General features: G+C 72.6%; 28 protein-coding genes and 4 tRNA genes. 6 read left to right on the top strand and 26 right to left on the bottom strand.

From position 1 onward, the window contains the following. Positions 1-7: 7 nt before the first annotated feature. Positions 8-295: a preprotein translocase subunit SecE gene (gene secE, locus AB0N63_RS11115; RefSeq protein ID WP_164581840.1), complete on the bottom strand. Its 288-nt coding sequence runs from the start codon at positions 293-295 to the stop codon at positions 8-10. Positions 296-403: 108 nt separating this feature from the next. Then, a tRNA-Trp gene (locus AB0N63_RS11110) sits at positions 404-476 on the bottom strand. Between the two features lie 281 nt (positions 477-757). Between AB0N63_RS11110 and AB0N63_RS11105 the strand changes: the two genes are divergently transcribed. Continuing rightward, positions 758-1984 carry a pyridoxal phosphate-dependent aminotransferase gene (locus AB0N63_RS11105; protein WP_365527165.1) on the top strand — a complete coding sequence of 409 codons (1227 nt, stop codon included), beginning with the start codon at positions 758-760 and terminating at the stop codon, positions 1982-1984. Positions 1985-2169: 185 nt separating this feature from the next. Further along, entirely contained in the window at positions 2170-3201 is a 1032-nt protein-coding gene (locus AB0N63_RS11100; RefSeq protein WP_365527162.1) for an adenosine deaminase, read from the top strand. A 53-nt stretch (positions 3202-3254) separates the two neighbouring features. On the opposite strand, the gene AB0N63_RS11095 is transcribed toward AB0N63_RS11100, so the two are convergent. Both AB0N63_RS11095 and AB0N63_RS11090 read right to left on the bottom strand, forming a co-directional pair. Continuing rightward, positions 3255-3983, bottom strand: coding sequence for a thioredoxin domain-containing protein (locus AB0N63_RS11095; RefSeq protein WP_365527160.1), 729 nt, complete (start codon positions 3981-3983; stop codon positions 3255-3257). 109 nt (positions 3984-4092) lie between these two features. Then, on the bottom strand, positions 4093-4773 hold the full coding sequence (locus AB0N63_RS11090) for a TetR/AcrR family transcriptional regulator (protein ID WP_365527158.1): 681 nt from the start codon (positions 4771-4773) through the stop codon (positions 4093-4095). Positions 4774-4892: 119 nt separating this feature from the next. Here AB0N63_RS11090 and AB0N63_RS11085 point away from each other — a divergent pair, with 119 nt between their 5' ends. Continuing rightward, positions 4893-5525 (top strand): NAD(P)H-binding protein, encoded by a 633-nt coding sequence (locus AB0N63_RS11085; RefSeq protein ID WP_365527156.1) that lies wholly within the window; start codon positions 4893-4895, stop codon positions 5523-5525. Positions 5526-5646: 121 nt separating this feature from the next. Here AB0N63_RS11085 and AB0N63_RS11080 read toward each other — a convergent pair whose 3' ends face one another. The 6 genes from AB0N63_RS11080 to AB0N63_RS11055 form a co-directional block, all read right to left on the bottom strand. Next, on the bottom strand, positions 5647-6702 hold the full coding sequence (locus tag AB0N63_RS11080) for a UDP-N-acetylmuramate dehydrogenase (RefSeq protein WP_365527153.1): 1056 nt from the start codon (positions 6700-6702) through the stop codon (positions 5647-5649). A 107-nt stretch (positions 6703-6809) separates the two neighbouring features. Beyond that, the gene (locus AB0N63_RS11075; RefSeq protein WP_365527150.1) at positions 6810-7238 is read right to left on the bottom strand and encodes a MaoC family dehydratase; all 429 of its coding nucleotides are present in this window, start codon (positions 7236-7238) and stop codon (positions 6810-6812) included. A gap of 7 nt (positions 7239-7245) precedes the next feature. Then, the gene (locus AB0N63_RS11070) at positions 7246-7698 is read right to left on the bottom strand and encodes a MaoC family dehydratase N-terminal domain-containing protein (RefSeq protein WP_365527147.1); all 453 of its coding nucleotides are present in this window, start codon (positions 7696-7698) and stop codon (positions 7246-7248) included. 215 nt (positions 7699-7913) lie between these two features. Beyond that, positions 7914-8078 carry a 50S ribosomal protein L33 gene (rpmG, locus tag AB0N63_RS11065; protein WP_003948671.1) on the bottom strand — a complete coding sequence of 55 codons (165 nt, stop codon included), beginning with the start codon at positions 8076-8078 and terminating at the stop codon, positions 7914-7916. Between the two features lie 90 nt (positions 8079-8168). Continuing rightward, a tRNA-Met gene (locus AB0N63_RS11060) sits at positions 8169-8241 on the bottom strand. Positions 8242-8287: 46 nt separating this feature from the next. Beyond that, positions 8288-8360: transfer RNA gene (locus AB0N63_RS11055), tRNA-Thr, on the bottom strand. A 282-nt stretch (positions 8361-8642) separates the two neighbouring features. Here AB0N63_RS11055 and AB0N63_RS11050 point away from each other — a divergent pair. Together AB0N63_RS11050 and AB0N63_RS11045 are read left to right on the top strand one after the other, a co-directional pair. Then, positions 8643-9905 (top strand): amidohydrolase family protein, encoded by a 1263-nt coding sequence (locus AB0N63_RS11050; protein ID WP_365527144.1) that lies wholly within the window; start codon positions 8643-8645, stop codon positions 9903-9905. A gap of 136 nt (positions 9906-10041) precedes the next feature. After that, the gene (locus AB0N63_RS11045) at positions 10042-10698 is read left to right on the top strand and encodes an SDR family oxidoreductase (protein WP_365527142.1); all 657 of its coding nucleotides are present in this window, start codon (positions 10042-10044) and stop codon (positions 10696-10698) included. 40 nt (positions 10699-10738) lie between these two features. Here AB0N63_RS11045 and AB0N63_RS11040 read toward each other — a convergent pair whose 3' ends face one another. From AB0N63_RS11040 to AB0N63_RS11030, 3 genes are all read right to left on the bottom strand, one after another. Next, positions 10739-10951 carry a hypothetical protein gene (locus AB0N63_RS11040; protein ID WP_365527139.1) on the bottom strand — a complete coding sequence of 71 codons (213 nt, stop codon included), beginning with the start codon at positions 10949-10951 and terminating at the stop codon, positions 10739-10741. 105 nt (positions 10952-11056) lie between these two features. Continuing rightward, complete coding sequence (locus AB0N63_RS11035; RefSeq protein WP_365527137.1) at positions 11057-11569, bottom strand: hypothetical protein; 513 nt, start codon at positions 11567-11569, stop codon at positions 11057-11059. A gap of 144 nt (positions 11570-11713) precedes the next feature. After that, positions 11714-11795: transfer RNA gene (locus tag AB0N63_RS11030), tRNA-Tyr, on the bottom strand. A 235-nt stretch (positions 11796-12030) separates the two neighbouring features. Between AB0N63_RS11030 and AB0N63_RS11025 the strand changes: the two genes are divergently transcribed. Then, on the top strand, positions 12031-12519 hold the full coding sequence (locus AB0N63_RS11025; RefSeq protein ID WP_365527134.1) for a YajQ family cyclic di-GMP-binding protein: 489 nt from the start codon (positions 12031-12033) through the stop codon (positions 12517-12519). A gap of 122 nt (positions 12520-12641) precedes the next feature. Here AB0N63_RS11025 and AB0N63_RS11020 read toward each other — a convergent pair whose 3' ends face one another. The 13 genes from AB0N63_RS11020 to AB0N63_RS10960 form a co-directional block, all read right to left on the bottom strand. Further along, positions 12642-12908 carry a GlsB/YeaQ/YmgE family stress response membrane protein gene (locus AB0N63_RS11020; RefSeq protein WP_365527132.1) on the bottom strand — a complete coding sequence of 89 codons (267 nt, stop codon included), beginning with the start codon at positions 12906-12908 and terminating at the stop codon, positions 12642-12644. A gap of 172 nt (positions 12909-13080) precedes the next feature. Continuing rightward, positions 13081-13473, bottom strand: a complete 393-nt coding sequence (locus AB0N63_RS11015) for a YccF domain-containing protein (RefSeq protein ID WP_365527129.1) — start codon at positions 13471-13473, stop codon at positions 13081-13083. Continuing rightward, a complete protein-coding gene (gene htpX / locus AB0N63_RS11010) occupies positions 13470-14333 on the bottom strand; it encodes a zinc metalloprotease HtpX (RefSeq protein ID WP_365527126.1) in 864 nt (287 codons plus the stop codon). Before htpX ends, AB0N63_RS11015 begins: the two co-directional genes overlap by 4 nt. A gap of 321 nt (positions 14334-14654) precedes the next feature. Beyond that, positions 14655-16178 (bottom strand): NADH-quinone oxidoreductase subunit N, encoded by a 1524-nt coding sequence (locus tag AB0N63_RS11005; protein WP_365527123.1) that lies wholly within the window; start codon positions 16176-16178, stop codon positions 14655-14657. Then, a complete protein-coding gene (locus AB0N63_RS11000) occupies positions 16175-17749 on the bottom strand; it encodes an NADH-quinone oxidoreductase subunit M (RefSeq protein WP_365527121.1) in 1575 nt (524 codons plus the stop codon). Before AB0N63_RS11000 ends, AB0N63_RS11005 begins: the two co-directional genes overlap by 4 nt. A gap of 6 nt (positions 17750-17755) precedes the next feature. Next, positions 17756-19750, bottom strand: coding sequence for an NADH-quinone oxidoreductase subunit L (locus AB0N63_RS10995; RefSeq protein WP_365527118.1), 1995 nt, complete (start codon positions 19748-19750; stop codon positions 17756-17758). After that, complete coding sequence (gene nuoK / locus AB0N63_RS10990; protein WP_365527116.1) at positions 19747-20148, bottom strand: NADH-quinone oxidoreductase subunit NuoK; 402 nt, start codon at positions 20146-20148, stop codon at positions 19747-19749. The genes AB0N63_RS10995 and nuoK overlap by 4 nt, the downstream gene beginning before the upstream one ends. Beyond that, positions 20148-20828 carry an NADH-quinone oxidoreductase subunit J gene (locus tag AB0N63_RS10985; protein ID WP_365527114.1) on the bottom strand — a complete coding sequence of 227 codons (681 nt, stop codon included), beginning with the start codon at positions 20826-20828 and terminating at the stop codon, positions 20148-20150. Before AB0N63_RS10985 ends, nuoK begins: the two co-directional genes overlap by 1 nt. Then, complete coding sequence (locus AB0N63_RS10980; protein WP_365527112.1) at positions 20825-21427, bottom strand: NADH-quinone oxidoreductase subunit I; 603 nt, start codon at positions 21425-21427, stop codon at positions 20825-20827. Before AB0N63_RS10980 ends, AB0N63_RS10985 begins: the two co-directional genes overlap by 4 nt. Continuing rightward, positions 21427-22395 (bottom strand): complex I subunit 1 family protein, encoded by a 969-nt coding sequence (locus tag AB0N63_RS10975; protein ID WP_365527109.1) that lies wholly within the window; start codon positions 22393-22395, stop codon positions 21427-21429. The genes AB0N63_RS10980 and AB0N63_RS10975 overlap by 1 nt, the downstream gene beginning before the upstream one ends. Further along, positions 22392-23702, bottom strand: a complete 1311-nt coding sequence (locus AB0N63_RS10970; protein WP_365527106.1) for an NADH-quinone oxidoreductase subunit C — start codon at positions 23700-23702, stop codon at positions 22392-22394. Before AB0N63_RS10970 ends, AB0N63_RS10975 begins: the two co-directional genes overlap by 4 nt. After that, positions 23699-24442 carry an NADH-quinone oxidoreductase subunit B family protein gene (locus AB0N63_RS10965; RefSeq protein WP_365527104.1) on the bottom strand — a complete coding sequence of 248 codons (744 nt, stop codon included), beginning with the start codon at positions 24440-24442 and terminating at the stop codon, positions 23699-23701. The genes AB0N63_RS10970 and AB0N63_RS10965 overlap by 4 nt, the downstream gene beginning before the upstream one ends. Continuing rightward, a complete protein-coding gene (locus AB0N63_RS10960; protein ID WP_365527590.1) occupies positions 24433-24855 on the bottom strand; it encodes an NADH-quinone oxidoreductase subunit A in 423 nt (140 codons plus the stop codon). The genes AB0N63_RS10965 and AB0N63_RS10960 overlap by 10 nt, the downstream gene beginning before the upstream one ends. Positions 24856-24884 lie beyond the last annotated feature (29 nt).

Below are 24884 nucleotides of genomic sequence, written 5' to 3'. Positions count from 1 at the left end.
TCTTGGCTCAGCCGAAGACGTACTTGGCCGCGTGGTTGAGCCCATAGTCAATCACGGTCACCAGGGCGATCATGATGGCGACGAAGAAGATCACCACGGTGGTGTACGACGACAGCTGGCCGCGCGTAGGCCAGACGACCTTGCGAAGCTCCGCGACGATCTGCCGGTAGAAGAGCGCAAGCCGCTTGAGCGGGCCCTTCTTGGCACGCTTGCCGCCCTTGCGGGGCTTCTTCTTGGACTCCGCCACCTCGTCCTGGGCATCAGGCGTGTCGATGGAGCCCACGGCGTCCGTCATGCGTCCTCACCTGATTCCGGGTCGTGGCCGTGCCGCGCCCGGTCGAGCCGCACGGCGGTGCATTTCTGTACGTACATGCGCACACATCCCTGGCGAAGGTGTGTGTAGCAGGGCCGGAGGGACTTGAACCCCCAACCGCTGGTTTTGGAGACCAGTGCTCTACCAATTGAGCTACGACCCTTTGTGTGTCCCCCAACGTACCGCATCCGACCGGATGCCCGGTGCGCACCGGGTGCGGCGGCTGCTGAAGGCCAACGAGGTGAGAGTGTACGTGGTCCGCGGCCCAGCGTCGAACAGAAAGTGTTCTTCGATGTCCCGCGTGCGGCGGCCGGTTGGCGGTCCGCGGCGAAGATCGCCTGGCCGGAGCGCGGAACCGGACGCGTGTTCAAGCCGTAGACCGGACCTGCCCAGTCCGTGAAACCCGTGTGCCCGCGGCGTTCGCGGTCTGGAACGATGGGCGGTATGAGCGCTGCCATCCCTCCCACCGAGCGCCGGGTCTCCGCCCGAATCGGCGCGATCTCCGAGTCCGCCACCCTCGCCGTGGACGCCAAGGCCAAGGCCCTCAAGGCCGCCGGGCGTCCGGTGATCGGCTTCGGCGCGGGCGAGCCCGACTTCCCGACTCCGGACTACATCGTCGAGGCGGCCGTCGAGGCCTGCAAGAACCCGAAGTACCACCGGTACACCCCGGCCGGCGGTCTGCCCGAGCTGAAGTCCGCGATCGCCGCGAAGACGCTGCGCGACTCCGGCTGGGAGCCGGACGTCTCCCAGATCCTGGTCACCAACGGCGGCAAGCAGGCCATCTACGAGGCCTTCGCCGCGATCCTGGACCCGGGCGACGAGGTCATCGTGCCGGCGCCGTACTGGACGACCTACCCGGAGTCGATCCGCCTGGCCGGCGGCGTCCCCGTCGAGGTCGTCGCCGACGAGACCACCGGCTACCGGGTCACGGTCGAGCAGCTGGAGGCCGCCCGCACCGAGAAGACCAAGGTCGTCCTGTTCGTCTCCCCCTCCAACCCGACCGGCGCGGTGTACTCCGAGGCCGAGACCGAGGCGATCGGCCGCTGGGCGCTGGAGCACGGCCTGTGGGTGCTGACCGACGAGATCTACGAGCACCTGGTGTACGGCGACGCGGTCTCCGTGTCCCTGCCGGCGCTCCTGCCCGAGCTGCGCGACAAGTGCGTCGTCGTCAACGGCGTGGCCAAGACGTACGCCATGACCGGCTGGCGGGTGGGCTGGATCATCGGCCCCAAGGACGTGGTCAAGGCCGCGACCAACCTCCAGTCGCACGCCACGTCCAACGTGTCCAACGTCGCGCAGGCCGCCGCCCTGGCCGCCGTCTCCGGTGACCTGGAGGCCGTCGCGAAGATGCGCGAGGCCTTCGACCGCCGCCGCAAGACCATCGTGCGGATGCTCAACGAGATCGACGGCGTGCTCTGCCCGGAGCCCGAGGGCGCGTTCTACGCCTACCCGTCCGTGAAGGCGCTGCTCGGCAGGGAGATCCGCGGCAAGCGCCCGCAGAACACGGTCGAGCTGGCCGCGCTCATCCTGGAGGAGGCCGAGGTCGCGGTCGTCCCGGGCGAGGCGTTCGGCACGCCGGGCTATCTGCGCCTGTCCTACGCCCTCGGCGACGAGGATCTGGTGGAGGGCGTGAGCCGGATCCAGAAGCTGCTGGCGGAGGCGCGGGACTGACGCGTCCGCCTTTCCCGCAGGGGCTTTCGCTCGGGCCGGTCCGGCCTGCTCACGTGAGCAAGTCGGGCCGGCCCGCTCGTTTGTGCGTGCCGTCGGCGCGCACGTGTGTGGTTCGCGCGTGCGAGCAAGCCCACGAACGGGGAAACGGCTTCCGGTTGCGGCCCTGTGTGCGGCAGGATCCTGGGATGGAGCGTGTACGTGATGTCTCTGAGCTGCCGAAGGCCCATCTGCACCTGCACTTCACCGGGTCGATGCGGCCCACCACCCTGCTGGAACTGGCCGACAAGTACGGCGTGCGCCTGCCCGAGGCGCTGACGGACGCCCTGTTCAGCGGGGAACCGCCCAAGCTGCGGGCGACCGACGAACGGGGCTGGTTCCGCTTCCAGCGGCTGTACGACGCGGCGCGTTCCTGCCTGCGCGAGCCCGAGGACATCCAGCGTCTGGTGCGCGAGGCCGCCGAGGAGGACATCAGGGACGGCTCGGGCTGGCTGGAGATCCAGGTCGACCCGACGTCGTACGCGCCCCGGCTCGGCGGGCTGATCCCGGCGCTGGAGATCATCCTGGACGCGGTCGACACGGCGTCCCGTGAGACCGGCCTGGGGATGCGCGTCCTGGTGGCGGCCAACCGGATGAAGCATCCGCTGGACGCCCGTACGCTGGCCCGCCTCGCCGTGCGCTACCGCGACCGCGGCGTGGTCGGCTTCGGCCTGTCCAACGACGAGCGCCGGGGCATGGCCCGCGACTTCGACCGGGCGTTCGCCATCGCGCGCGAAGGCGGCCTGTTCGCGGCCCCGCACGGCGGCGAGCTGTCCGGTCCGGCCTCGGTCCGCGACTGCCTGGACGACCTGGACGCCCGGCGGCTGGGCCACGGCGTGCGCGCGGCGGAGGACCCGCGTCTGCTGGGCCGGCTGGCGGACCGGGGCGTGACCTGCGAGGTGTGCCCGGCCTCCAACGTGGCCCTGGGCGTCTACGACAAGCCGGAAGACGTCCCTCTGCGCACGCTGTGGGAGGCCGGGGTGCCGATGGCGCTCGGCGCCGACGACCCCCTGCTGTTCGGCTCCCGGCTGGCGGCGCAGTACGACATCGCCCGCCGCCACCACGCTTTCACCGACGCCGAACTCGCCGAGCTGGCCCGCCAGTCGATCCGCGCCTCGGCCGCCCCGGAGGACGTCCGGAGGAAGCTGCTGTCGGGCGTGGACGACTGGCTGGCGGGCTGAGGGGCAGGCTCCGGGGCCTTCGGGCCGGGTCGGCGGGCGGTCGGAGGGAGGGCTCAGTCCTCGGCCATCAGCCTGATCACCGTGGACAGCGTGTCCCCGTCGTAGATGTTCCCCACCAGCGGGTCGATGCCCTCCCCGTTGACCTTCACGGTCGGCGTGCCGGCCGCCCCGGACGTCTCGTAGGCGCGCTCGGAGGCGGTCACGAAGCCGCGGTACCTCATGCCCGTGACGGCCGCGTCGAACTCCTTGCCACGCAGGCCCTTCACTTGGGAGGCCATCTCCAGCAGGAACGCGTCGCTGAAGCCGTCGACGCTCTCCTCGGGCTGGTGGGCGTAGAGGACATCGTGGTACTCGGCGAACCTGCCCGCCTCCAGGGCGGCCCGCAGGGCGTTGGCGGCCTTCTCGGAGCCGTGGCCGCCGAGCCGGCCGTCGAGGAAGGAGGCGAGCGTGTACTCCACCCTTACCTCGCCGGTGTGGACCATCCGGCGCAGGGCGTCGCCGCCGCTGCCGGTTTCGAGCTGTTCGCAGTACGGACAGCGCAGGTCCTCGTAGAGCGCGACGACGGTCTTCGCCCGCGGGGAGCCGACGCGGACGGTGGTGCCGTCGGGCGCCAACGACTCGACATTCCGCACGGGCGCCGTGGGCGCCGGCGGCGCGGCCGGCGTGTCGGCGTCGCCCGCGCCGTCGCCCGGCATGACCAACGGCGTGCAGCCCGTGGCGAGCACGCCGACCAGCACGGCCGCTGTCGCGGCGGCGGTGACGCCTCTGCGTCTGCCTCGCATGTCTGTTCCCCTCCCGGTCGAACGGGGACCGACCCTATGCGATCTCCGTGACAGCCCCTCGCCAGTTTCCCGATTTCACCGGCCTCCCGGCTTCACGAACCTTCCGGCTTCACGGACCATCCGGTGCGGGCGGTGCGGGCCGCTCGGCGGTCGGCGCCGCGATGCCCGCCAGCAGCGTGGCGGCCAGTCGGGCGGCGAAGGAGTCGGCGTCCGGGCGGGCGTCCGCCGCGTCGTACGCGAAGGCACGCTGCGCGCAGGCGCCGAGCAGCAGGGAGGCGGCGGCGAAGGGGTCGGCGCCGGGAGCGATCCGGCCGAGGGACCGCTCGGCGCGGAGGTAGGCGGCCAGTTCCTCGATCGGCACGTGCGGGCCCGAGCCCATCTGCCGCATCGCCTGGTCGTGGCGGCGCTTGAGCTGGGTCTCGGCGTACAGGGATGCGGCGATCGGGAAGCTCTGCTCGTAGAACAGGGCGGCCTGGCGGGCGATCTCGGTGAGGTTGTCCGCCAGGCCGCCCCGGCCCGGCTCGGCGGCCAGCGCGCGCAGCAGCGGGGTCAGGCGCGGCAGCCGCTCGTGCAGCACCTGGATGAACAGGTCCTCCTTGCCGTCGAAGTGCTTGTAGAGCGCCGCCTCCGAGCAGCCGGCCGCCTTGGCGATCTCCTTGGTGGTGGCGCGGGCGAGGCCGACGGTGAGCATCAGGGCGTGGGCCGCGTCGAGGATGCGGGCCCGGGTGGGTCTGCCCGCGGCGGATCGGTCGGGGGTGCCGGGCTGCTCGCGTGCGGGTTCTTGCTGCATGGGGTCCAAGGGTTCCACGAGGGCTCCCGACGGGCTTGACGGGTGGGTGAGTGTTTACTCACTCTAGGAGAAGACAGGGTGAGTGAACACTCACCCACTACCAGCCGAAGGGGCACCTGATGAATCTCACTGTTTTCGGCGCCACCGGCGGCATCGGCCAGGAGATCGTGCGGCAGGCGCTGGCTGCCGGGCACCGGGTCACCGCCGTGGTCCGCGATCCCGCCCGGCTGACCGTCGCGGGCCCCGGGCTGGAGGTGTTCCGCGCCGATCTGCGCGCCCCGGAAGCCGTGCGTCCCGCGGTCGCGGGCCGGGACGCGGTGCTGTCCGGGCTGGGCGCCCGCAGCCGCAAGGACGCCGGGGTGGCGACCCGGCTGACCCGTACGGTGCTCGGCGCGATGGAGGCGGAGGGCGTCCGGCGGCTGCTCGTGGTGAGCGCGGGCCCGGTGGGGCCGGAACCGGCCGGCGACGGCCCCCTCGACCGCACCGCCCGGCGTCTGGTCTCCGCGGTGCTCAAGGGCGTCTACGCCGATCTGCGCGCGATGGAGGCGGAGGTGGCCCGCAGCGCCACGGACTGGACGGTGGTCCGCCCGCCGCGCCTCCAGGACAAGCCGCTGACCGGCACGTATCGCACGGTGATCGGCGGTTTCCCGCCGCACGGCCGTTTCATCGCGCGGGCGGACGTGGCCCACGCGATGCTGGCGCTGACGGACGACCCGGCGGCGGTGAAGCAGGGGGTGGGGGTGGCGTACTAGGGGGCGAGGCGGGGCGGCGACCGGTGTGCGGGGACGGCGCGCCCAGGCTGCGCGCGGGGGTTGTGCGCGGGGGCGCGGCTGAGTCCGTGGCCGGGCTCGGCGGGAGCGGTGGCCCGCCGCGTCAGAGGCTGACGCCCACCGTCACCGGCTCGTTGACCAGGGTGACCCCGAAGACCGCACGGACTCCGGCCACGACCTCGCGGGCCAGCGTGAGCAGGTCATCGGTGGTCGCGCCGCCGCGGTTGGTGAGGGCGAGGGTGTGCTTGGTGGAGATGCGGGCCGGGCCGGTGCCGTAGCCCTTGGTGAAGCCGGCCTTGTCGATCAGCCAGGCCGCCGAGGTTTTGGTACGGCCCTCGCCCGCCGGGTAGGCGGGCGGCTCGACGTCCTCGCCCAGCCGCTCCCGCACTCGCGCGCGGAAGGCGGCGAAGTCGGTGTCGGTGAGGATCGGGTTGGTGAAGAAGGACCCGGCGGACCAGGTGTCGTGGTCCTCGGGGTCGAGCACCATCCCCTTCCCCGCACGCAGCTTCAGCACCGTGTCGCGGGCGGTGGGGAGGGCGACCCGGTCGCCGGCCTCGACACCGAGTGCCCGGGCGGTCTCGGCGTACTTGACGGGGGCGGACAGGCCTCCGGCGTCCTCCAGGGCGAAGCGGACGCGCAGGACGACGTACCGCTCGGGCTCGTCCTTGAAACGGCTGTGCCGGTAGGAGAAGGCGCACTCGGCGTTGGTGAGGGTGACCGTCTCGCCGGCCGTGCGGTCGTAGGCGACGACCTCGGTGATCGTGGTGGAGACCTCCTGGCCGTACGCGCCGACGTTCTGGATCGGGGTGGCGCCGGCGGAGCCGGGGATGCCGGACAGGCATTCGATGCCGGCGAGTCCGGCCTCGACGGTGCGGGCGACGGCGTCGGTCCACACCTCGCCGGCGGCCAGTTCCAGCGTCGTGCCGCTGAGTTCGACGCCGCGGGTGGCGATGCGCAGGGCGGTGCCGTCGAAGCCCTTGTCGCCGATGACCAGGTTCGAGCCGCCGCCGATGACCAGCAGCGGGGTGCCTGCGGCGTCGGCCTCGCGGACGGCTTCGATCACCTCGGCGTCGGTGGTCGCGGTGATCAGCCGGGTCGCGGGACCGCCCAGCCGGAAGGTGGTCAGCGGGGCGAGGGGCGCGTCGTGGAGTACCTGCACGCGCCCAAGACTACGAGACGGCGCCGGAGGGACGGCACGACGGCGGGCCGTGGGCCCGGACCCGGAGCCACCCGGGTCCGGGGTCCAGGCCCAGGACCCCGTGCCGCTCAGGCCAGCTGCACGACCGCTCGGGACATGCCGAGGACCTTCTGGCCGGCGCTGGTGACGGTCAGGTCGACCCGGACCTTGCGGTCGTCCAGCTTGGCCGCGACCTTGCCCGTGACCTCGATCACGGCGCCCTTGTCGTCGTCGGGGACGACGACCGGCTTGGTGAAGCGGACGCCGTACTCGACCACGGCGCCCGGGTCGCCGGTCCAGTCGGTGACGACGCGGATCGCCTCGGCCATCGTGAACATGCCGTGCGCGATCACGTCCGGCAGCCCGACCTCCTTGGCGAACCGCTCGTTCCAGTGGATCGGGTTGAAGTCCCCGGAGGCGCCCGCGTACTGCACGAGAGTGGCGCGGGTCACGGGGAAGGACCGGGCCGGCAGCTCGGTGCCGACCTCGACGTCGTCGTAGTCGATCTTCGCCGTCATCGGTTCCTCACGCCTCCTCGGCCGCACGGGCCACCAGCTTGATCCAGGTGGTCACGACGTGCTCGCCGGCCTCGTCGTGCACCTCACCGCGGACGTCCAGGATGTCGTTGCCGGCCATGGTCCTGATCGCGTCGATGGTGGACGTGACGGTCAGCCGGTCGCCGGCGCGCACGGGGCGGACGTAGGCGAACTTCTGGTCGCCGTGCACCACGCGGTCGTAGTCGAGGCCGAGCTGCGGGTCGTGGACGACCTGGCCCGCGGCCTTGAAGGCGATCGCGAAGACGAAGGTCGGCGGGGCGATCACATCGGGGTGCCCGAGCGCCTTGGCCGCCTCCGGGTCCGTGTACGCCGGGTTGGCGTCCCCGACCGCCTCCGCGAACTCCCGGATCTTCTCCCGGCCCACCTCGTAGGGGGCGGTGGGCGGGTAGGACCGCCCCACGAAGGACTGGTCGAGCGCCATGGCCCGGAACCTCCTGGTGTCAGCTGTGGTCGTGCGGATGATGCGATCCGGCGGATGAGGCGGCAGTTCCGCGCCGGATGGGCGAGCGGATCAGCGGGTGAGGCTGATCACCCTGTGAACCGATACGCGTCCCATCGGATGAACTGCCGGTCGAGCCGGTGAAGCACCATGAGGCCGCCCCCTGGTGTGGGGACGGCCTCATGGATGAGCCTGATTTATCGCGTTTCGCGGTGCGCGGTGTGCGCGTTGCAACGCGGGCAGTGCTTCTTCATCTCCAGACGATCCGGGTTGTTACGCCGGTTCTTCTTGGTGATGTAGTTCCGCTCCTTGCACTCCACGCAGGCCAGCGTGATCTTCGGGCGGACGTCGGTGGCAGCCACGTGAGTGCTCCTAAGACGAACGGGTGGACTAATTCAACGCAAGAAAGAGTAGCCGATCGAAGGACCGACCCCGCAATCGGCTACTGTCAGTAGCGGTGACCGGACTTGAACCGGTGACACAGCGATTATGAGCCGCTTGCTCTACCGACTGAGCTACACCGCTTTGATGAGATCAGCTCCCGCCTTGCGACGGGAACCTCTCACACCAGAGCCCCAATACGGAATCGAACCGTAGACCTTCTCCTTACCATGGAGACGCTCTGCCGACTGAGCTATTGGGGCGAGCGATGAAGACATTACACGGTCCGCGGCCGTTCACCCAAATCCGTTTCCCGTGCCCTCGCGGCCGGTGTCTCCGAGCCCGCCGACCGGGTGCCGCGCGGCCCGGCCTCCCGTGCCACACCGGTACGACTATTGCGCTCCTCCCCCGTCCGCGCGGGCCGCGACCCTAGGCTCGACTCACTCTGCGTGATCTTGCGGGGCCTGGCCCGTCGCCCGTCCGCCGGCCATCGACACCGTGACCGTCACGCGTCAGCCCTTGTCGTCCGCCGCAGCTGGAGTGCGATGCCCCCCGGTAAGTCGCAGCCGCCCCACTCGCCGCCCCCGCCGGATCCACCGGAGCCACCGGGGCCGCCCGCACCGGACGGCCTGCTGTTGTGCGGTGCCCGGCTGACCGACGGCCGCGCCGTGGACGTACGGCTGGCCGGCGGACGGATCGAGGCGGTCGGCACGGCCGGCAGCCTGGACCCGGCCCGTGGCACCCGGGTGGACCTGACCGGCTGGCTGCTGCTGCCGGCCCCCGCCGAACCGCACGCGCACGCGGACACGGCCCTGACCGCCGACGGCAGCGGCCCGGTCTCGTACGACGCGGAGGACGTCCAGCGCCGGGCGACCGAGGCCGCGCTGCTCCAGCTCGGCCACGGGGCCACCGCCCAGCGCGCGCACGTGCGCGTGGGCGACGTCCAGGGGCTCGGCGCCCTCCGGGCGGTCCTGCGGGCACGCCGGGCGCTGCACGGGCTCGCCGAGCTGACGGCGGTGGCGGTGCCGCGCGTGCTGACCGGGGCGGCCGGCGCGGACGGGCTGGCGGTGCTGCGGGACGCGGTGAAGATGGGCGCGGGGGTGGTGGGCGGCTGCCCGGACGTGGACCCGGACCCCACCGGCTATGTGGAGGCCGTGCTGGAGGTCGCCTCCGAGCACGGCTGCCCGGTCGATCTGCACACCGACGGCAGCGATCCGGCCCGGCTGGCGCGGATCGCCGCGATGGCGGGCGGGCTGCGGCCGGGGGTGACGCTGGCGCCGTGCGGCGGCCTGGCCCGGCTGCCCGCCGAGGCGGCCGCGCGGGCCGCCGACCAGCTGGCCGCGGCCGGGGTGGCGGTGGTGTGCCTGCCACAGGGCGGCTGCGCGGGCGCCGAGGAGCCCGGAACCGCGCCGGTACGGCTGCTGCGGGCGGCCGGGGTGCGGGTGGCCGCGGGCAGCGGCGCCCTGCGGGACGTGTCGAACCCGGTGGGGCGCGGCGACCCGCTGGAAGCGGCGTACCTGCTGGCCTCGCGGTACGGGTTGCGCCCCGAGGACGCCTACGACGCGGTGAGCGCGTCGGCCCGCTCGGTCCTCGGCCTGCCCGAGGTGCGGGTGGAGGCCGGTTTCCCCGCTGAACTCCTCGCGGTGCGCGGCGAGGGCCTCGCGGGGGCGCTGTCGCTGGCGTACAGCCGGATCGTGGTGCACCGGGGGCGCGTGGTGGCGCGGACCAGCGCGGTAAGGGAGTTCTGCGACTCCGCGGCGGCGGTGGAACTCGGGTTGCCCCGGCAGGGACGGGGGGAGTTGTCCTGAGGGGGGTTGCCGGAGCCGGGAGCGGTGACGGGGAGCGCGCCGCTGGGGCGGGCGCCCTGAGGTGAGGGGGCGGGCGCCCGGGGGTGCGGCGGGAGTTGTGCGGCGGATGCGGCCGTCCGGGCGTACGGTCGAAGACATGCGCATTGTCATCGCTGGGGGCCATGGACAGATCGCGCTGCGGCTGGAGCGGTTGCTCGCCGCGCGCGGGGACGAGGTGGCGGGGATCGTCCGCCGGGCCGAACAGGCCGACGATCTGCGGGCGGCCGGCGCCGAACCGGTCGTGCTGGACCTGGAGTCGGCCTCGGTCGAGGAGGTCGCGGAGCGGCTGCGGGGCGCGGACGCGGCGGTGTTCGCGGCGGGCGCGGGACCGGGCAGCGGGAAGGCCCGCAAGGACACGGTGGACAAGGGCGCGGCGGTGCTGTTCGCCGACGCGGCGGTCCGGGCGGGCGTACGGCGCCATGTGGTGGTGTCGGCGATGGCCGCAGACGCCCGGCACGAGGGCGACGAGATCTTCGACGCGTATCTGCGGGCCAAGGGCGCGGCGGACGACCACGTACGCGCCCAGGAGGCCCTGGACTGGACGATTCTGCGCCCCGGCGCGCTGACGGACGAGCCCGGCACCGGCCACGTCCGGCTGGAGGCGAACACCGGCCGGGGCTCGGTGACCCGCGACGACGTGGCCACCGTCCTCGCCGAACTGGTGGACACTCCGGCGACGGCCGGCCTGACGCTGGAACTGGTGTCCGGCTCCACGCCGGTGTCGGTGGCGGTGAAGTCGGTGGCGGGGAACTGAGCGCGGACCGGCCGCGGCCGAGGCTCGGGGCCGGCGGCGGCTAGAACAACGTGAGCTGCCCGGGGAACTCGGGGACGACGTACCCGTCCAGCGAGGGCTGCGCCGCGCCGAGTTGGGCGGGCCGGCGGGAGCCGGGGCAGGACGTCAACCCGCCGCTCTCCCTCGCACCCGGCGGGTCGTGCCGCGCGAACCGCCCGGCCACGACGGCGATCTCACGGCGGCACACGGAACAGACTCTGCGACGTGAGGACATGGGCCAAGTGTGCACCGGGGCACTGACAACACCGCGTCGACGGAACTCGCGTTCGCACTGGGGCGCGTGAGCGGCGAAGTCGGGCATGCCCGAGTCGGCACAGCCTCACAGCCTGCCGAAGATGACGCCCCGCCAGGTCCACCCGTTCTCGAGGACGGTGGCGCACGACGCGTCGCGCAGTGCGGCGCTGTCGTAGCGGAAGGTCTCCGTCACCCGGAGGCGCCCGTCGACGTCGCGTCCGAGACTCCCTCGGCGGCTGACCGTCCGGCTCGGACCGCGCGAGTACTTCGAGGTGACCTGAAGCCTCGGCGGACTGCCGACGCGGGTGAGTTCCCACTGTTCCTCGAGCGCGCGGACCTCGTCTTCGTCGCGGTCGAACCGCATCCGTATCCGCACGGCGTGACTGATCTCGGAACGGAGGAAGGTATGCCCCCAGGCAGGCTCCCTGAGCCGCCACTCCGCCACCAGGTCGCACTGCTCACCGGCGCTGTACCGGACGACGTAGGGAACCCCGGGCCCGTTCAGTGCGAGCAGCGCCGTCCGCACCTCGTCCCGCGAAGCCGACGGCACCCCCTCCGCCGGATACCGCGTCCCGGTCAGCCTGTCGAAGATCCCCATGCGGGCAACCTGCGAACCCGGCCCCGCGGGCAGAACCTCACGATCCGAATGCCGGACCCGGACCGCCGCGCGCCGAGGGCCCGAGAAACGAAGAAACCCCCTCCGCTCCGCGTCTCCGCAGAGTGAAGGGGGTTTTCCCCAGTGTGGCGGCGCCAGGATTCGAACCTGGGAAGGCTGAGCCGGCAGATTTACAGTCTGCTCCCTTTGGCCGCTCGGGCACACCGCCGGGGTTCGCTGCCGTTCGAACCGCCTTTCGGCGGTGCTCCCTGGCAACGACGTAAACAATACCCGATGCGCGGGGGTGCTTCGCCACCCGATTGATCTGCGCCGGGCGGAGCGGGGGGTGGCTAGGCTGGGGCGGATGCGGACCGGGACCTCGGTTCCGGCCCGGCGGTCTCCCCCACCCGCCGGCACGCACCGACACGCACCCCGACACACCCCGATACAAGGAGCCACAGGACATGGCCGACTCCAGTTTCGACATCGTCTCGAAGGTCGAGCGGCAGGAGGTCGACAACGCCCTCAACCAGGCCGCCAAGGAGATCTCGCAGCGCTACGACTTCAAGGGCGTGGGCGCCTCGATCTCGTGGTCCGGTGACAAGATCCTCATGGAGGCGAACTCCGAGGACCGGGTGAACGCAGTCCTCGACGTCTTCCAGTCCAAGCTGATCAAGCGGGGCATCTCGCTGAAGGCGCTGGACGCGGGCGAGCCGCAGATCTCCGGCAAGGAGTACAAGATCTTCGCGACGATCCAGGAGGGCATCTCCCAGGAGAACGCGAAGAAGGTGGCGAAGCTCATCCGCGACGAGGGCCCCAAGGGCGTCAAGGCCCAGGTCCAGGGCGACGAGCTGCGGGTCAGCTCCAAGAGCCGGGACGACCTGCAGGCCGTGATCGCGCTGCTGAAGGGCCAGGACTTCGACTTCGCGCTGCAGTTCATCAACTACCGGTAGGGGCCCAGACTCCCTGGACGAGTCGTCCGGCAGCGCTGAGGGCGGGCACCCTTGTGGGTGCCCGCCCTCGGTGTTCCGCTCGCCCACCGGCAGGCCTGCCGTGCCTGCGGGGGCGGCGTCGTTCAGTCCCGTGAGTTGCCGAACAGGATGCGGTAGGCGATCAGCAGGACCAGCGAGCCGCCGATCGCCGCCGCCCAGGTGGCGCCGTCGTAGAAGTGCTTGGAGACCGGGTGGTCCAGCCAGCGGGCCGAGATCCAGCCGCCGATGAACGCGCCCGCGATGCCGATGAGCGTGGTGCCGACGAAGCCGCCCGGGTCGCGGCCCGGCAGCAGGACCTTCGCGATGGCCCCGGCCAACAGTCCCAGGATGATCCAGCTGAGGATGCCCATGCCCTGAACCCGCCTTTCTCGGTGGCGGTGACGCCGCCGTACGTGCCACACGCGTGTCCGTGCCGTGTCGTGGAGGAGGACGCCAAGGCCGCGGCCTCCGGTTGCGCCGGTCGGCGGCACGAGACCCCGCCGCCTGCTCCGGCCCTCGCCGCGGCGGAGCGCTCACCGGCCGTCAGCGGGTCGCGAACGGCTGGTCCGTACGGACGATCTCGCGGCCCAGCGGCAGCAGCGAGACCGGGATCAGCTTGAAGTTGGCGATGCCGAACGGGATGCCGATGACCGTCAGGCACAGCATGACTCCGGTGACGATGTGGCCGATCGCCAGCCACCAGCCGGCCAGGACCAGCCACAGCACGTTGCCCACGCAGGACGGCGCGCCCGCGTCGCGTCGTTCGACGGTGGTGTACCCGAAGGGCCACAGGGCGTAGACGCCGATCCGGAAGGCCGCTATGCCGAACGGGATGCCGATGATGGTGACGCACAGCAGCACGCCCGCGAGGAGGTAGCCCAGGAACAGCCAGAAGCCGCTGAGGACCACCCAGATGACGTTGAGGACTGTCTTCACTGCTGTCGACCTGCCATCTGTTCGAGTCGGGCGATGCGCTCCGCCATGGGCGGGTGGGTCGAGAACATCTTCGACAGCCCCCGGCCCGGGCGGAAGGGGTTCGCGATCATCATGTGGCTGGCGGTCTCGATCCGCGGCTCGGGCGGCAGCGGGAGCTGCTGGGTGCCGATCTCCAGCTTGCGCAGCGCGCCGGCGAGGGCGAGCGGGTCGCCGGTGATGCGGGCGCCGGAGGCGTCCGCCTCGTACTCCCGGGAGCGGCTGATGGCCAGCTGGATCAGGGTGGCCGCGAGCGGGCCGAGGATCATGATCAAGAGCATGCCGAACAGGCCCGGTCCGTCGTCGTCGTCCGAGCGGCCCACCGGGATCAGCCAGGCGAAGTTGACCAGGAACATGATCACCGAGGCGAGGGCGCCCGCGACGGACGAGATGAGGATGTCGCGGTTGTAGACGTGGCTCAGTTCGTGGCCGATGACACCGCGCAGCTCGCGCTCGTCCAGGATGCGCAGGATGCCCTCCGTGCAGCACACGGCGGCGTTGCGCGGGTTGCGGCCCGTCGCGAAGGCGTTGGGCGCCTCGGTCGGGGAGATGTACAGGCGGGGCATGGGCTGGCGGGCCTGGGTGGAGAGGTCGCGGACCATGCGGTACAGGGCGGGGGCCTCGAACTCGCTGACCGGGCGGGCGCGCATCGCGCGCAGGGCCAGCTTGTCGCTGTTCCAGTACGCGTACGCGTTGGTGCCGAGCGCGACGAGGACCGCCACGATCAGGCCGGTGCGGCCGAAGAAGCTGCCGATGACGATGATGAGTGCGGACAGTCCCCCGAGGAGTACTGCGGTCCTGAGCCCGTTGTGCCGGCGGTGCACGGTACGCCCTCCAAGTGGTGCGGCAGGGGAACCCTTCGCTTGCTGCTGTTCGGTGCCACCGGTGCCGTGACGTGTGCTGCTGTCCCGTCCAGTGGACCCTTCCGTACTGGTCAACGCCAGGCGAGGGCCCCGGGTTCCCCGGCGTGTACGACGGTGCGCGGGCCGTCCGGGTGAGCCGGTCGCCGGCCGGCACGCGCGCGTGGATCACCGGATGCCCCACGCGCGCGTGCTGATGCCCCGGCCGTCCCGGAGCGTGGTTGCCGGGTCACGGGTGGCGGTGTGCGGTCCGGTCGGGACGTGTGCGGCCGGCGGCCGTCGGCCTCAGAACAGGCCGCGGGACGCGAAGCGCAGCACCAGCTGGGGTGCGCCGGACAGGGCGACGCCGAGGACGCCCGTGAGGGTGAGGGCCGCGGTGAGCGGCGCCGGGACGCGGTGCCCGGCCCGCTCGCCCTCGGGGGCGCGGAACAGCAGGGCCGTCCACCGGAGGTAGTAGTACAGCGCGATGACGACGTTGACGGCCATGACGACGGCGAGCCAGCCGAGTCCCGCGTCGACGGCCGCCGAGAAGACGGTGACCTTCGCGAACAGGCCGATGACGCCCGGCGGGAGTCCGGCCAGGCAGAGCAGGAAGAAGGCCAGCAGGAGGGCGGTCAGCGGGTTCGTGGCGTACAGGCCGCGGTAGTCGGCGACCCGGTTGTGCCCGCGGGTACGGCCGACGAGCGCGGCCACGGCGAACGCGCCGAGGTTCACGGCGGCGTACATCAGGGCGTACGCGACGGTGGAGCCGATCGCCTTCTGGGGGTCCTCGGTGTAGCCGGCGGCGGCGATCGGCACCAGGAGGTAGCCGGCCTGGCCGACGGAGGACCAGGCGAGCAGCCGTACCGCGCTGTACGCGCGCGTGGCCTGCTGGCGCAGCGCGGCGACGTTGCCGGCGGTCATCGTGAGCGCGGACAGCACGGTGAGCGCGGGGCCCCAGACGTCGGCGTAGGAGGGGAGTGCCACGACGGTGACGAGGATCAGGCCGGTGAAGCCGACCGCCTTGCCGACGACGGACAGATAGGCGGCGATCGGCAGGGGCGCGCCCACGTAGGTGTCGGGCACCCAGAAGTGGAAGGGGACGGCGGCCAGTTTGAACGCGAAGCCGACGAGGGTGAGGACGACGCCGGTCCGGGCGAGGGTGAGCAGCTGGCCGTCGACGTGCTGGACGCGCTCGGCGATCTGCGTGAGGTAGAGGGTGCCGGTGGTGGCGTAGACGAAGCTGACGCCGAGCAGGGTGACGGCGGTGGCGGTGACCGAGGACAGGAAGAACTTCAGGGCCGCGTCGGAGGACCTGCGGTCGCCGTGCCGCAGGCCCACGAGGGCGAACGCGGGCAGGGAGGCGACCTCCAGGGCGACGACGAGGGTGGCCAGGTCGCGGGCGGCGGGCATCAGGGCGGCGCCGGCGGCGGAGGACAGCAGCAGGAACCAGTACTCCCCTTCGGGGAGTCCCCCGCGCGCGTCCTTCAGCGCGGTGACCGACAGCAGGGCCGCCAGCAGGGCGCCGCCGAGGACCAGGAACTGGATGACCAGCGTGAAGTGGTCGGCGCGGTAGCTGCACACGTCCGGCTGCCCGGTGAGGCAGAAGGTGGCGCGGTCGCCGTCCAGGAGGGGGAGCAGCAGGAGCCCGGCGGCGGCGAGGCCCGCGACCGAGAGCCAGCCGAGGACGGGCTTGCGTGCCTGCGGCACGAACAGGTCGGCGACGAGCGCCGCCAGGGCGACCACCGCGGTGAGGGTGGGCGGGGCGATGGCGAGCCAGTCGACGGACTGGACCGCCGACGCGGCGAGCGGCTGGGCCAGGGCGCTCATCGGGTGCCTCCTGCCAGGAGCTGCTGCACGGCCGGGTCGGTGAGCCCGAGGAGGGCCTTGGGCCACAGCCCGGCGAGGACGGTGAGGACGACGAGCGGGGTCCACGCCGCGAACTCGAAGCCGCGGACGTCGGGCAGGGCCGGCGTCTTCTGCGGTACGGCGCCCATGCAGACGCGGCGGACCACGACGAGCATGTACGCGGCCGTCAGCAGGGTGCCGAACGCGCCGATCGCCATGAAGGTGAGGAAGGCGGGCCGACTGAGGCCGGCGGCGGGTTCGAACGCGCCGAACAGGGCGAGCATCTCGCCCCAGAACCCGGCGAGGCCGGGCAGGCCGAGCGAGGCGACCGCGCCGAAGGCGAGCAGACCGCCGAGGCGGGGGGCCCTGCCGTACAGGGCCGCGCCCGTCTGCTGGGCAAGGGCGTCGAGGTCGGTGGTGCCGGTGCGGTCCTTGAGCGCACCGACCAGGAAGAACAGCAGGCCGGTGATGAGGCCGTGGGCGACGTTGGCGAACAGGGCGCCGTTGACGCCGGTCGGGGTCATGGTGGCGATGCCGAGGAGCACGAAGCCCATGTGGCCGACGGAGGAGTAGGCGATGAGCCGTTTCAGGTCGCCCTTCGCGCCTTGCCTGGCGAGGGCGAGGCAGGCCAGGGAGCCGTAGACGATCCCGGCGACGGCGAAGGCGGCGAGGTAGGGCGCGAAGGTGTGGAAGCCGTGCGGCGCGATCGGCAGCAGGATCCGGACGAACCCGTAGGTGCCCATCTTCAGCAGCACGCCGGCCAGCAGGACCGAGCCGGCGGTCGGGGCGGCGGTGTGGGCGTCCGGCAGCCAGCTGTGCAGCGGCCACATCGGCGTCTTGACCGCGAGCCCGATCCCGATCGCGATCACTGCGACGACCTGCGTGGATGCGGTGAGTGACCGGCCGTTGTCAGTGGCGAGTGCCACCATGTCGAACGTGCCGGCTTTCAGCCCGATCAGGAGCAGGCCGAGCAGCATGACGACCGAGCCGAGGAGGGTGTACAGGATGAACCGCCAGGCGGCGGCCCGCCGGCCCTCGCCGCCCCAGCGGGCGATGAGGAAGTACATCGGGATGAGCACGGTCTCGAAGGCGAGGAAGAACAGCAGCAGGTCGAGGACGGCGAAGGTGGCGAGGGTGCCGGACTCCAGCAGGAGCAGCAGCGCGACGAAGGCCTTCGGGCTCGGGCCCGCGGGCGGCTTGAAGTAGCTGTAGAGCGCGCAGAGGAACGTCAGCAGCGCGGTCAGGACGACGAGGGGGAGGGAGATGCCGTCGATGCCGAGGTGGATGCGCACATGGAGTGCGGGGATCCAGCTGATGTCGGTCGTGGCCTGCATCTTCGACGGGTGGTCGTGGTCGAAGCCGAGCGCGAGGACGATCGCCGCGGCGAGGATCGCTCCGGTGACGGTCACGCCGTGCCGGAGGACGGCCTGCTCGGGGGACTTCCCCTTCAGTCCGGGCGGGGCCGGCAGGAGGGCGGCGAGCGCTCCCAGGAGCGGGCCGACGACGAGGAATGCCAGAAGGAACTGCATCACGGACTCGCTGATACCGATCACGCCTGCTCACGCTCCCGTGGCGACGAGGACGACGGCCACCGTCAGGACGACGGCGCCGGCGAGCAGCGCGCTCACATAGGTCTGCACATTGCCGGTCTGGGCGCGCCGTACGGCGGCCCCGAGCAGCCGGGGTACGGCCCCGGCGGCGCGTACGTAGGTCTCGACGACCTCGCGGTCCAGGAACCGCACGAGGTCGGCCGCGGCCAGGACGGGCCGGACGAAGAGGGCCGCGTACACGGCGTCGAGGTGGAAGCCGACGGCGGCGTGCCGGTGCAGCGGGCCGAGGAGCAGCCGCCCGGGGTCCGCGGGGTCGGGGGCGTAGGCGATGTCGCCGTAGGCGGGCCGGTGGGTGGCGATGGCCTCTGCCTCGACCAGGCCGGCGTCGGCGTCGTGGTGGGCGGCGACCGCGCCCATGGGGATGCGGGCGGCGAGGGCGGTGGTGTGCCGCCAGGCGCCGTAGGTCACGATGCCGCCGGCCAGGGCCAGTCCGGTGCCGAGCACGGAGGTGGTCAGGGCCGGGGCCAGCGAGCCGCCGCCGAACCAGTCGGGCAGCACGCGGAAGGTCAGGCCGCCGAGGGCGAGGGAGGGCACGGCGAGTACCCAGAGCACGGTGGTCATGGTGAGCGGCTGCCTGCCGTGGCTCGGCGCGTCGGCGCCGCGGCCGCGGAAGGCCAGCAGCCACAGGCGCGTCGCGTACGCGGCGGTGAGCACGGCGGTGATCAGTCCGGCCACGAGGACGATCCAGCCGGCCGCGCCGGGGGCGTGGGCGGTGTGACCGGTGGCGGTGTGCTCGGCCGCGCCGAGGACGGACTCCTTGGAGAAGAAGCCGCTGAAGGGAGGGATCGCGGCGAGGGCGAGGAGGGCGACGGTCATCGTCCAGTACGCGTCCGGGACGCGGTCGCGCAGGTTGCCCGTCCGGGACATGGCGGCCAGCGAGTTGGTGCCGGCGGCGTGGATGACCGCGCCGGCGGCGAGGAACAGCAGCGCCTTGAAGGCGCCGTGGGACAGGAGGTGGAAGACGGCGGCGCCGCGGTCGCCGACGGCGAGCGCGCCGGTCATGTAGCCGAGCTGGCCGATGGTCGAGTAGGCGAGGACGCGTTTGATGTCGTCCTGGGCGAGCGCGGCCAGCGCCGAGCCGGCCATGGTCACGGCGGCCATGACGGCGAGGACGGTCATCGCGGCCGGGGAGGCCTCGAAGACGGGCAGGAGCCGGGCGGTGAAGTAGACGCCGGCGGCGACCATGGTCGCCGCGTGGATCAGCGCGGAGACGGGGGTGGGGCCGGCCATCGCGTCGGGCAGCCAGGTGTGCAGCGGGAACTGCGCCGACTTGCCGGCGACGCCGGCCAGGAGCAGCAGGGCGATCAGGGTCGGGTGGGCGAGGCCGCCGCTCGCGACGGCGCCGAGGATCTCGGTGATCCGGAACGAGCCGGCGTCGGTGGCCAGGGCGAACAGCCCGATGAGGAAGGGGACGTCGCCGAGCTTGGTGACCAGGAAGGCCTTGAGGGAGGCGGCGCGGGCCTCGGGGGTCTCCCAGTAGTGGCCGACCAGGAAGTAGGAGCAGATGCCCATGACCTCCCAGCCGACCAGCAGCACCATCAGGTCGCCGGAGTAGACGACGAGGAGCATCGCGGAGGTGAACAGGGAGACGAGGGCGGCGTAGGAGGGGTAGCGGGGGTCGTCGCGCAGGTAGCCCGTCGAGTAGATCTGCACACAGGTGGCGACGACGCCGACCAGGACGGCGACGAGCGCGGCGAAGCCGTCGATGTGCAGGGCGAGGTCGACGGGGACCGAGCCGGTGGGGGTGAGCCGGGTGCCGGCGTCGATCGCCCGGCCGCCGCCCTGGTCGGCGGCGACCAGCACGGCCAGGACGAGGGCGGCGAGGGTCGGCAGGACCGCGAGCGGGCGGACGAAGCCGGGCGTGGTGCGGCCGAGGAGCAGCCCGGCGGCGGCGCCGAGGAACGGCAGGAGGGGGACGAGGACGGCGAGGGTGGTCGTGGTCACGGGGTGGCCTCAGCCTTCTCGGCGGCCCGCGCGGTCGCTGCGGCGTCGCTGTCGTGGCCGGGGTCGGGGTCGTCGTCGGGTCCCTCGGCGGCGTCGCGGAGCCGGTCGATGTCCGAGGTGCCGCGGTTGCGGTACACGGCGAGGACGATCGCCAGGCCGATGCCGATCTCGGCGGCGGCGATGGCGATGGTGAACAGGGTGAGGGCCTGCCCGGAGTGCAGGGTCTCGACGGCGGTCTTGCTGAGCCAGACGTCGAAGGCGACGAGGTTCAGGTTGACCGCGTTGAGCATCAGCTCGACGGACATCAGGACCAGGATCGCGTTGCGGCGGGCGAGGACGCCGTACAGGCCGGTGCAGAAGAGGAGGGCGGAGAGGACGGCGGGATAGACGAGGTGCATCAGCGGGCGCCTTCCTCGGCGGCCCGGTCGTCGCCGCCGGACACGGGGGTGCGGCCGCTGTCGCCCGGCGTGGGGGCGCGGTCGCCGCTGCCGTCCGCCGGGGTGCGGGCGGCGGCTGTCCGCCCGGGTGGGGCGGCGGCCTCCGCCTTGGCCTTGCGGGACAGGACGATCGCACCGACCAGGGCGGCCAGGAGCAGGACGGAGAGGGCTTCGAAGGGCAGGACCCAGTTCCGGAAGAGGTACTCGCCGGTGACCCGGGTGGTGCCCGCGGCGGCGCCGTCCAGGTCGATCCAGGTGGTGCGGAAGGCGTCGGCGACCACCCAGACCAGGGCCGCCGCGGCGATGACGGCCACACCGAGGGCGGCCCACCGGTTCGGCGAGTCGGCGTCCGGGGAGCGGCCGATGGGGGCCTTGGTGAGCATCAGCCCGAACAGGAGGAGGACGACGACGGAGCCGACGTAGATGAGGACCTGCACCCAGGCGATGAACTCGGCGGTGAGCAGGAGGTACTCGACGGCGAGACCGCCGAGGGCGACGACCAGCCAGAGCGCGGCGTGCACCAGCTGCTTGGTGGTGACGGTGACGAGGGCGGCGCCGAAGGTGGCCAGGCCGACGAGGAGGAAGGCGATCTCGACGCCGGTCGGGGAGAGGAAGCCGTGGGTCTGCGCGGCGAGGTTCACTCGTCCCCCTCCTCGGCTGCGTCGGCCCGCCCGGCCCCGGCGTCTCGCTGGGCGGCTTCCTGCTCGGCTGCTTCCTGCTGGGCGGCCAGTTTCTCGGCGGTCTTGTGGGCGGCGGCCAGTTCCTTGGGCTCCTCCGCGCCGGGGTCGAGGGCGGGCGGGGCCGGGACGGTCCACATCCACTCGCGCAGCTTGTCGCGCTCGTGGGTGAGGTCGCGGATGTCGGTCTCGGCGTACTCGAACTCGGGCGACCAGAACAGCGCGTCGAAGGGGCACACCTCGATGCAGATACCGCAGTACATGCACAGGGAGAAGTCGATGGCGAAGCGGTCGAGGACGTTGCGGCTGCGTTCCCGGCCGCCCGGGGTCGCCGCGGGCACCGTCTCCTTGTGGGAGTCGATGTAGATGCACCAGTCGGGGCACTCGCGGGCGCACAGCATGCAGACCGTGCAGTTCTCCTCGAACAGGCCGATGACGCCGCGGGTGCGGGGCGGCAGGTCGGGCTGGGTCTCGGGGTACTGCTCGGTGACGGTCTTCCGCGTCATCGTGCGCAGGGTGATGGCAAGGCCCTTGGCCAGGCCGGAGCCGGGGAAGGAAGCCATCAGGAGATCACCACCTTGACGATGCCGGTGAGGGCGATCTGGGCGAGGGCGAGGGGCACGAGGAGCGTCCAGGAGAGTTTCTGCAGCTGGTCCTCGCGCAGCCGCGGGTAGGTGACGCGCAGCCAGATGACGACGAAGGCGAGGACCGCGGTCTTCAGCAGCGTCCACACCCAGCCGAGTCCGGCGGCGCCCCACGGGCCGTGCCAGCCGCCGAGGAAGAGGACGGTCGTCAGTCCGCACAGGACGACGATCCCGGCGTACTCGGCGAGCAGGAACAGGGCGAAGCGCAGACCGGTGTACTCGGTGTACGCGCCGAAGATGATCTCCGAGTCGGCGACCGGCATGTCGAACGGCGGGCGTTGCAGTTCGGCGAGGCCGGCGACGAAGAAGACGACCGCGCCGACGATCTGCCAGGGCAGCCACCACCAGTGGAAGGCGTCGAGGATGCCGGGCAGCGAGACGGTGCCGGCCGCCATCGCCACGGAGGCCGCGGCGAGCAGCATCGGCAGTTCGTAGGCGAGCAGCTGGGCGGCGGTGCGCAGACCGCCGAGCAGGGCGAACTTGTTGGCGGAGGCCCAGCCGGCCATCAGCGCGCCGAGCACGCCGACGCCCATCACGGCGAGCACGAAGAAGACGCCCGCGTCGATCACCTGGCCGACCGCGCCCTCGCCGGGGCCGATCGGGATGACGAGCAGCACGAGCAGGTACGGCAGCAGGGCCACGGCGGGGGCGAGCTGGAAGACACGGCGGTCCGCGCCCGCGGGGACCACGTCCTCCTTCTGCGCGAACTTCACTCCGTCGGCGACGAGCTGTGCCCAGCCGTGGAAGCCGCCGGCGTACATGGGGCCGAGGCGGCCCTGCATATGGGCCATGACCTTGTGCTCGGTCTGGCCCACGATCAGGGGGAAGGCCAGGAAGACCACGAAGACGATGAGGAGTCGCAGGGCGACGTCGGCCACGTCGTTCACCGCGGGCCTCCTTCGGGGGCGTCTTCGGGGCTTTCGGGCCCGGCTTCGGGGCGGGTGGGGCGGCGCCCGGTCTCATCGGGGCTTTTCGGGTGCTCGCGGGCCTCACGCTTCTTCGGGTGCTCGCGTGCCTCGGGGCTTCCGGGGTGCTCGGAGCTTCCTTCGGCGCTCTCCGGGGGCCCGGAGGACTCCGGGTCCGGCCCGGGTTCGTCGAAGGCCGGGCGGGCGTGGTGCCAGGGGGCGTCCGCGCTGCGCGGGGGCGTGGCGGGCCTGGTCTCCCGCGGCGGCTCCTGCGGCGACTCGCGCGGGGACTCCGGCGGCGTCTCCGGGGCGGTCCGCGACCGCTGGGACGCCGAGCCGCCGGACGCGCTCCGTGCGCGGCGGGGACCGGACGGCCGTACGGCGCCGGTCGCTCCCTCGGGCGGAGCGGACTGCGCGCCCGTGTCCTCGGGGCGTGGCGCCGTCTGGCTCGCCGAGCCCTCGCTCGCACTGCGCATCCGGCGCGGCCGGGCGGCGGGCGCGGCGGCCGGGCCCCCCGCCTCGCCGGGCGCCGGGGCGTTCACCGCGTCCTCCGTCCCCGCGGCGGCCGTACCGGCGCCCGGGGCCGGGGCCTGGCTCGCGGAGCCCTCGGAGGCCGTACGCGTGCGGCGTACCGGGCGGTCGCCGGCCGCACGGGCCGGCCGGTCGGCGCCTGCGGCCCGGCCCGCGCCGCGTGCCGGGCGGGCCGGGGCGGCCGGGAGCGTGCCCTTCAGGGGGCCCCACTCGTTGGGGTCGGGCACGCCCGGCGGCAGCATCTGCCGGCGCCTGGGGCCGACGTGGTCGGACTCGCCCGGCTCCTTCGCCCCGGGCCAGGCCTTGGCGACCCGGGCGGCCAGGACGAAGTCCTTGCGCAGCGGGTGACCCTCGAAGTTCTCCGGGAGCAGGAGGTGGTCGAGCGCCGGGTGGCCGGTGAAGCCGACGCCGAACATCTCGTGGGTCTCGCGTTCGTGCCAGGCGGCGCCCGCGTAGACCTCCACCGCTGTGGGCAGGACGGGCGCGTCGTGCGGGACCGTGGTGCGCACCAGCAGCCGTCGTACCGGGGCGAGGGCGACGACGTGGGCCGAGACACGCAAGCCCGTGCCGGGCTCGTCGACCGCGCTCAGCCAGTCGAAGTAGGTGCAGCCCAGACCGTCGCGGGCGGTGAGCAGCGCGGCGATCCACGCGTCCGGCGGCACGTCGACCGTCAGGACCGCGTAGGACTCCTCCGCCGTGGCCGCGGCGCCGAACAGCTCCTCCGTGGGCGCGGGCAGCCAGCCGACACCACCGGTCATCGCGCGTCCCCTCCCGTCCCGTCGGCCCCGGCGGTCCCTTCGGTCGGGGCGGTGGCGTCGGTCGGGGCGGTGGCGTCCGGAGCACCGGCACCCGCGGCCGGCGGCCTGACCAGCCCGCTGAGGAGCGCCGCCGTCGAGGCACGTGCCGGCTCCGTCCCGTACCGCTCCCCCAGCGACTCGTGGGCGATCTTCTCCTGGAGCTTCAGGATGCCCTGGAGCAGCGCCTCAGGGCGGGGCGGGCAGCCGGGGACGTAGACGTCCACGGGGATGATCTGGTCGACGCCCTTGGTGACGGAGTAGGAGTCCCAGTAGGGGCCGCCGCAGTTGGAGCAGGCGCCGAAGGAGATGACGTACTTCGGCTCGGGCATCTGTTCGTACAGACGCTTGACCGCCGGGGCCATCTTGTCCGTGACCGTGCCGGAGACGACCATCAGGTCGGCCTGGCGCGGGCCGGGCGCGAAGGGGATCACCCCGAGGCGGATGAAGTCGTGGCGGGCCATCGACGCGGCGATGAACTCGATCGCGCAGCAGGCGAGGCCGAAGTTGAAGACCCAGAGCGAGTAGCGGCGGCCCCAGTTCAGGACGACCTTCATCGGCTCGGGGGCCAGCCGGGAGAGCGCGCCGAGCCGCTTCGGCTCCGGCAGGGCGACGGGACCGGCGGCGGCCGGGGCGCCGGTGCCGGTGTCCGCGGTACCGGTGCCGCTGTCCGGGCGGTTCGCGTCCGTGGGGTTCACGTCCATGCCAGGACGCCCTTCTTGTATGCGTACAACAGGCCCACGGCCAGGAAGCCCAGGAAGACGAACATCTCCACGAGCGTCGCCGCGCCGTAGCCGGGGGCGGCGAAGACCGTCGCCCAGGGGAACAGGAAGATCGAGTCGACGGCGAAGATCACGTACAGGAAGGCGTAGACGTAGTAGCGGACCTGGGTGTGGGCCCAGCCCTCGCCGACCGGGTCGACGCCGCACTCGTAGGTCAGGAGCTTCTCGGGCGTGGGCACCACCGGGCGCAGCAGCCGGCCCGCGCCGAACGCGACCGCGACGAACAGCACACCGACGACGGCGAGCAGCCCGGCGACCGAGTAGGAGGGGAAGTAGTCCGCCGCGACGACGGTCGACCCCCGCACCGTCTCCGGCAACGTCTCAGGCACCGTCAGTCCCTCGCTCCCTGGCCTCGTGATGTCCG

It is taken from the genome of Streptomyces sp. NPDC093260 (genome assembly GCF_040683715.1).
GTDB lineage: Bacteria > Actinomycetota > Actinomycetes > Streptomycetales > Streptomycetaceae > Streptomyces > Streptomyces sennicomposti.
Note: the sequence above shows the minus strand (reverse complement) of the source record. Positions and strands in the feature narration are given on the sequence as shown.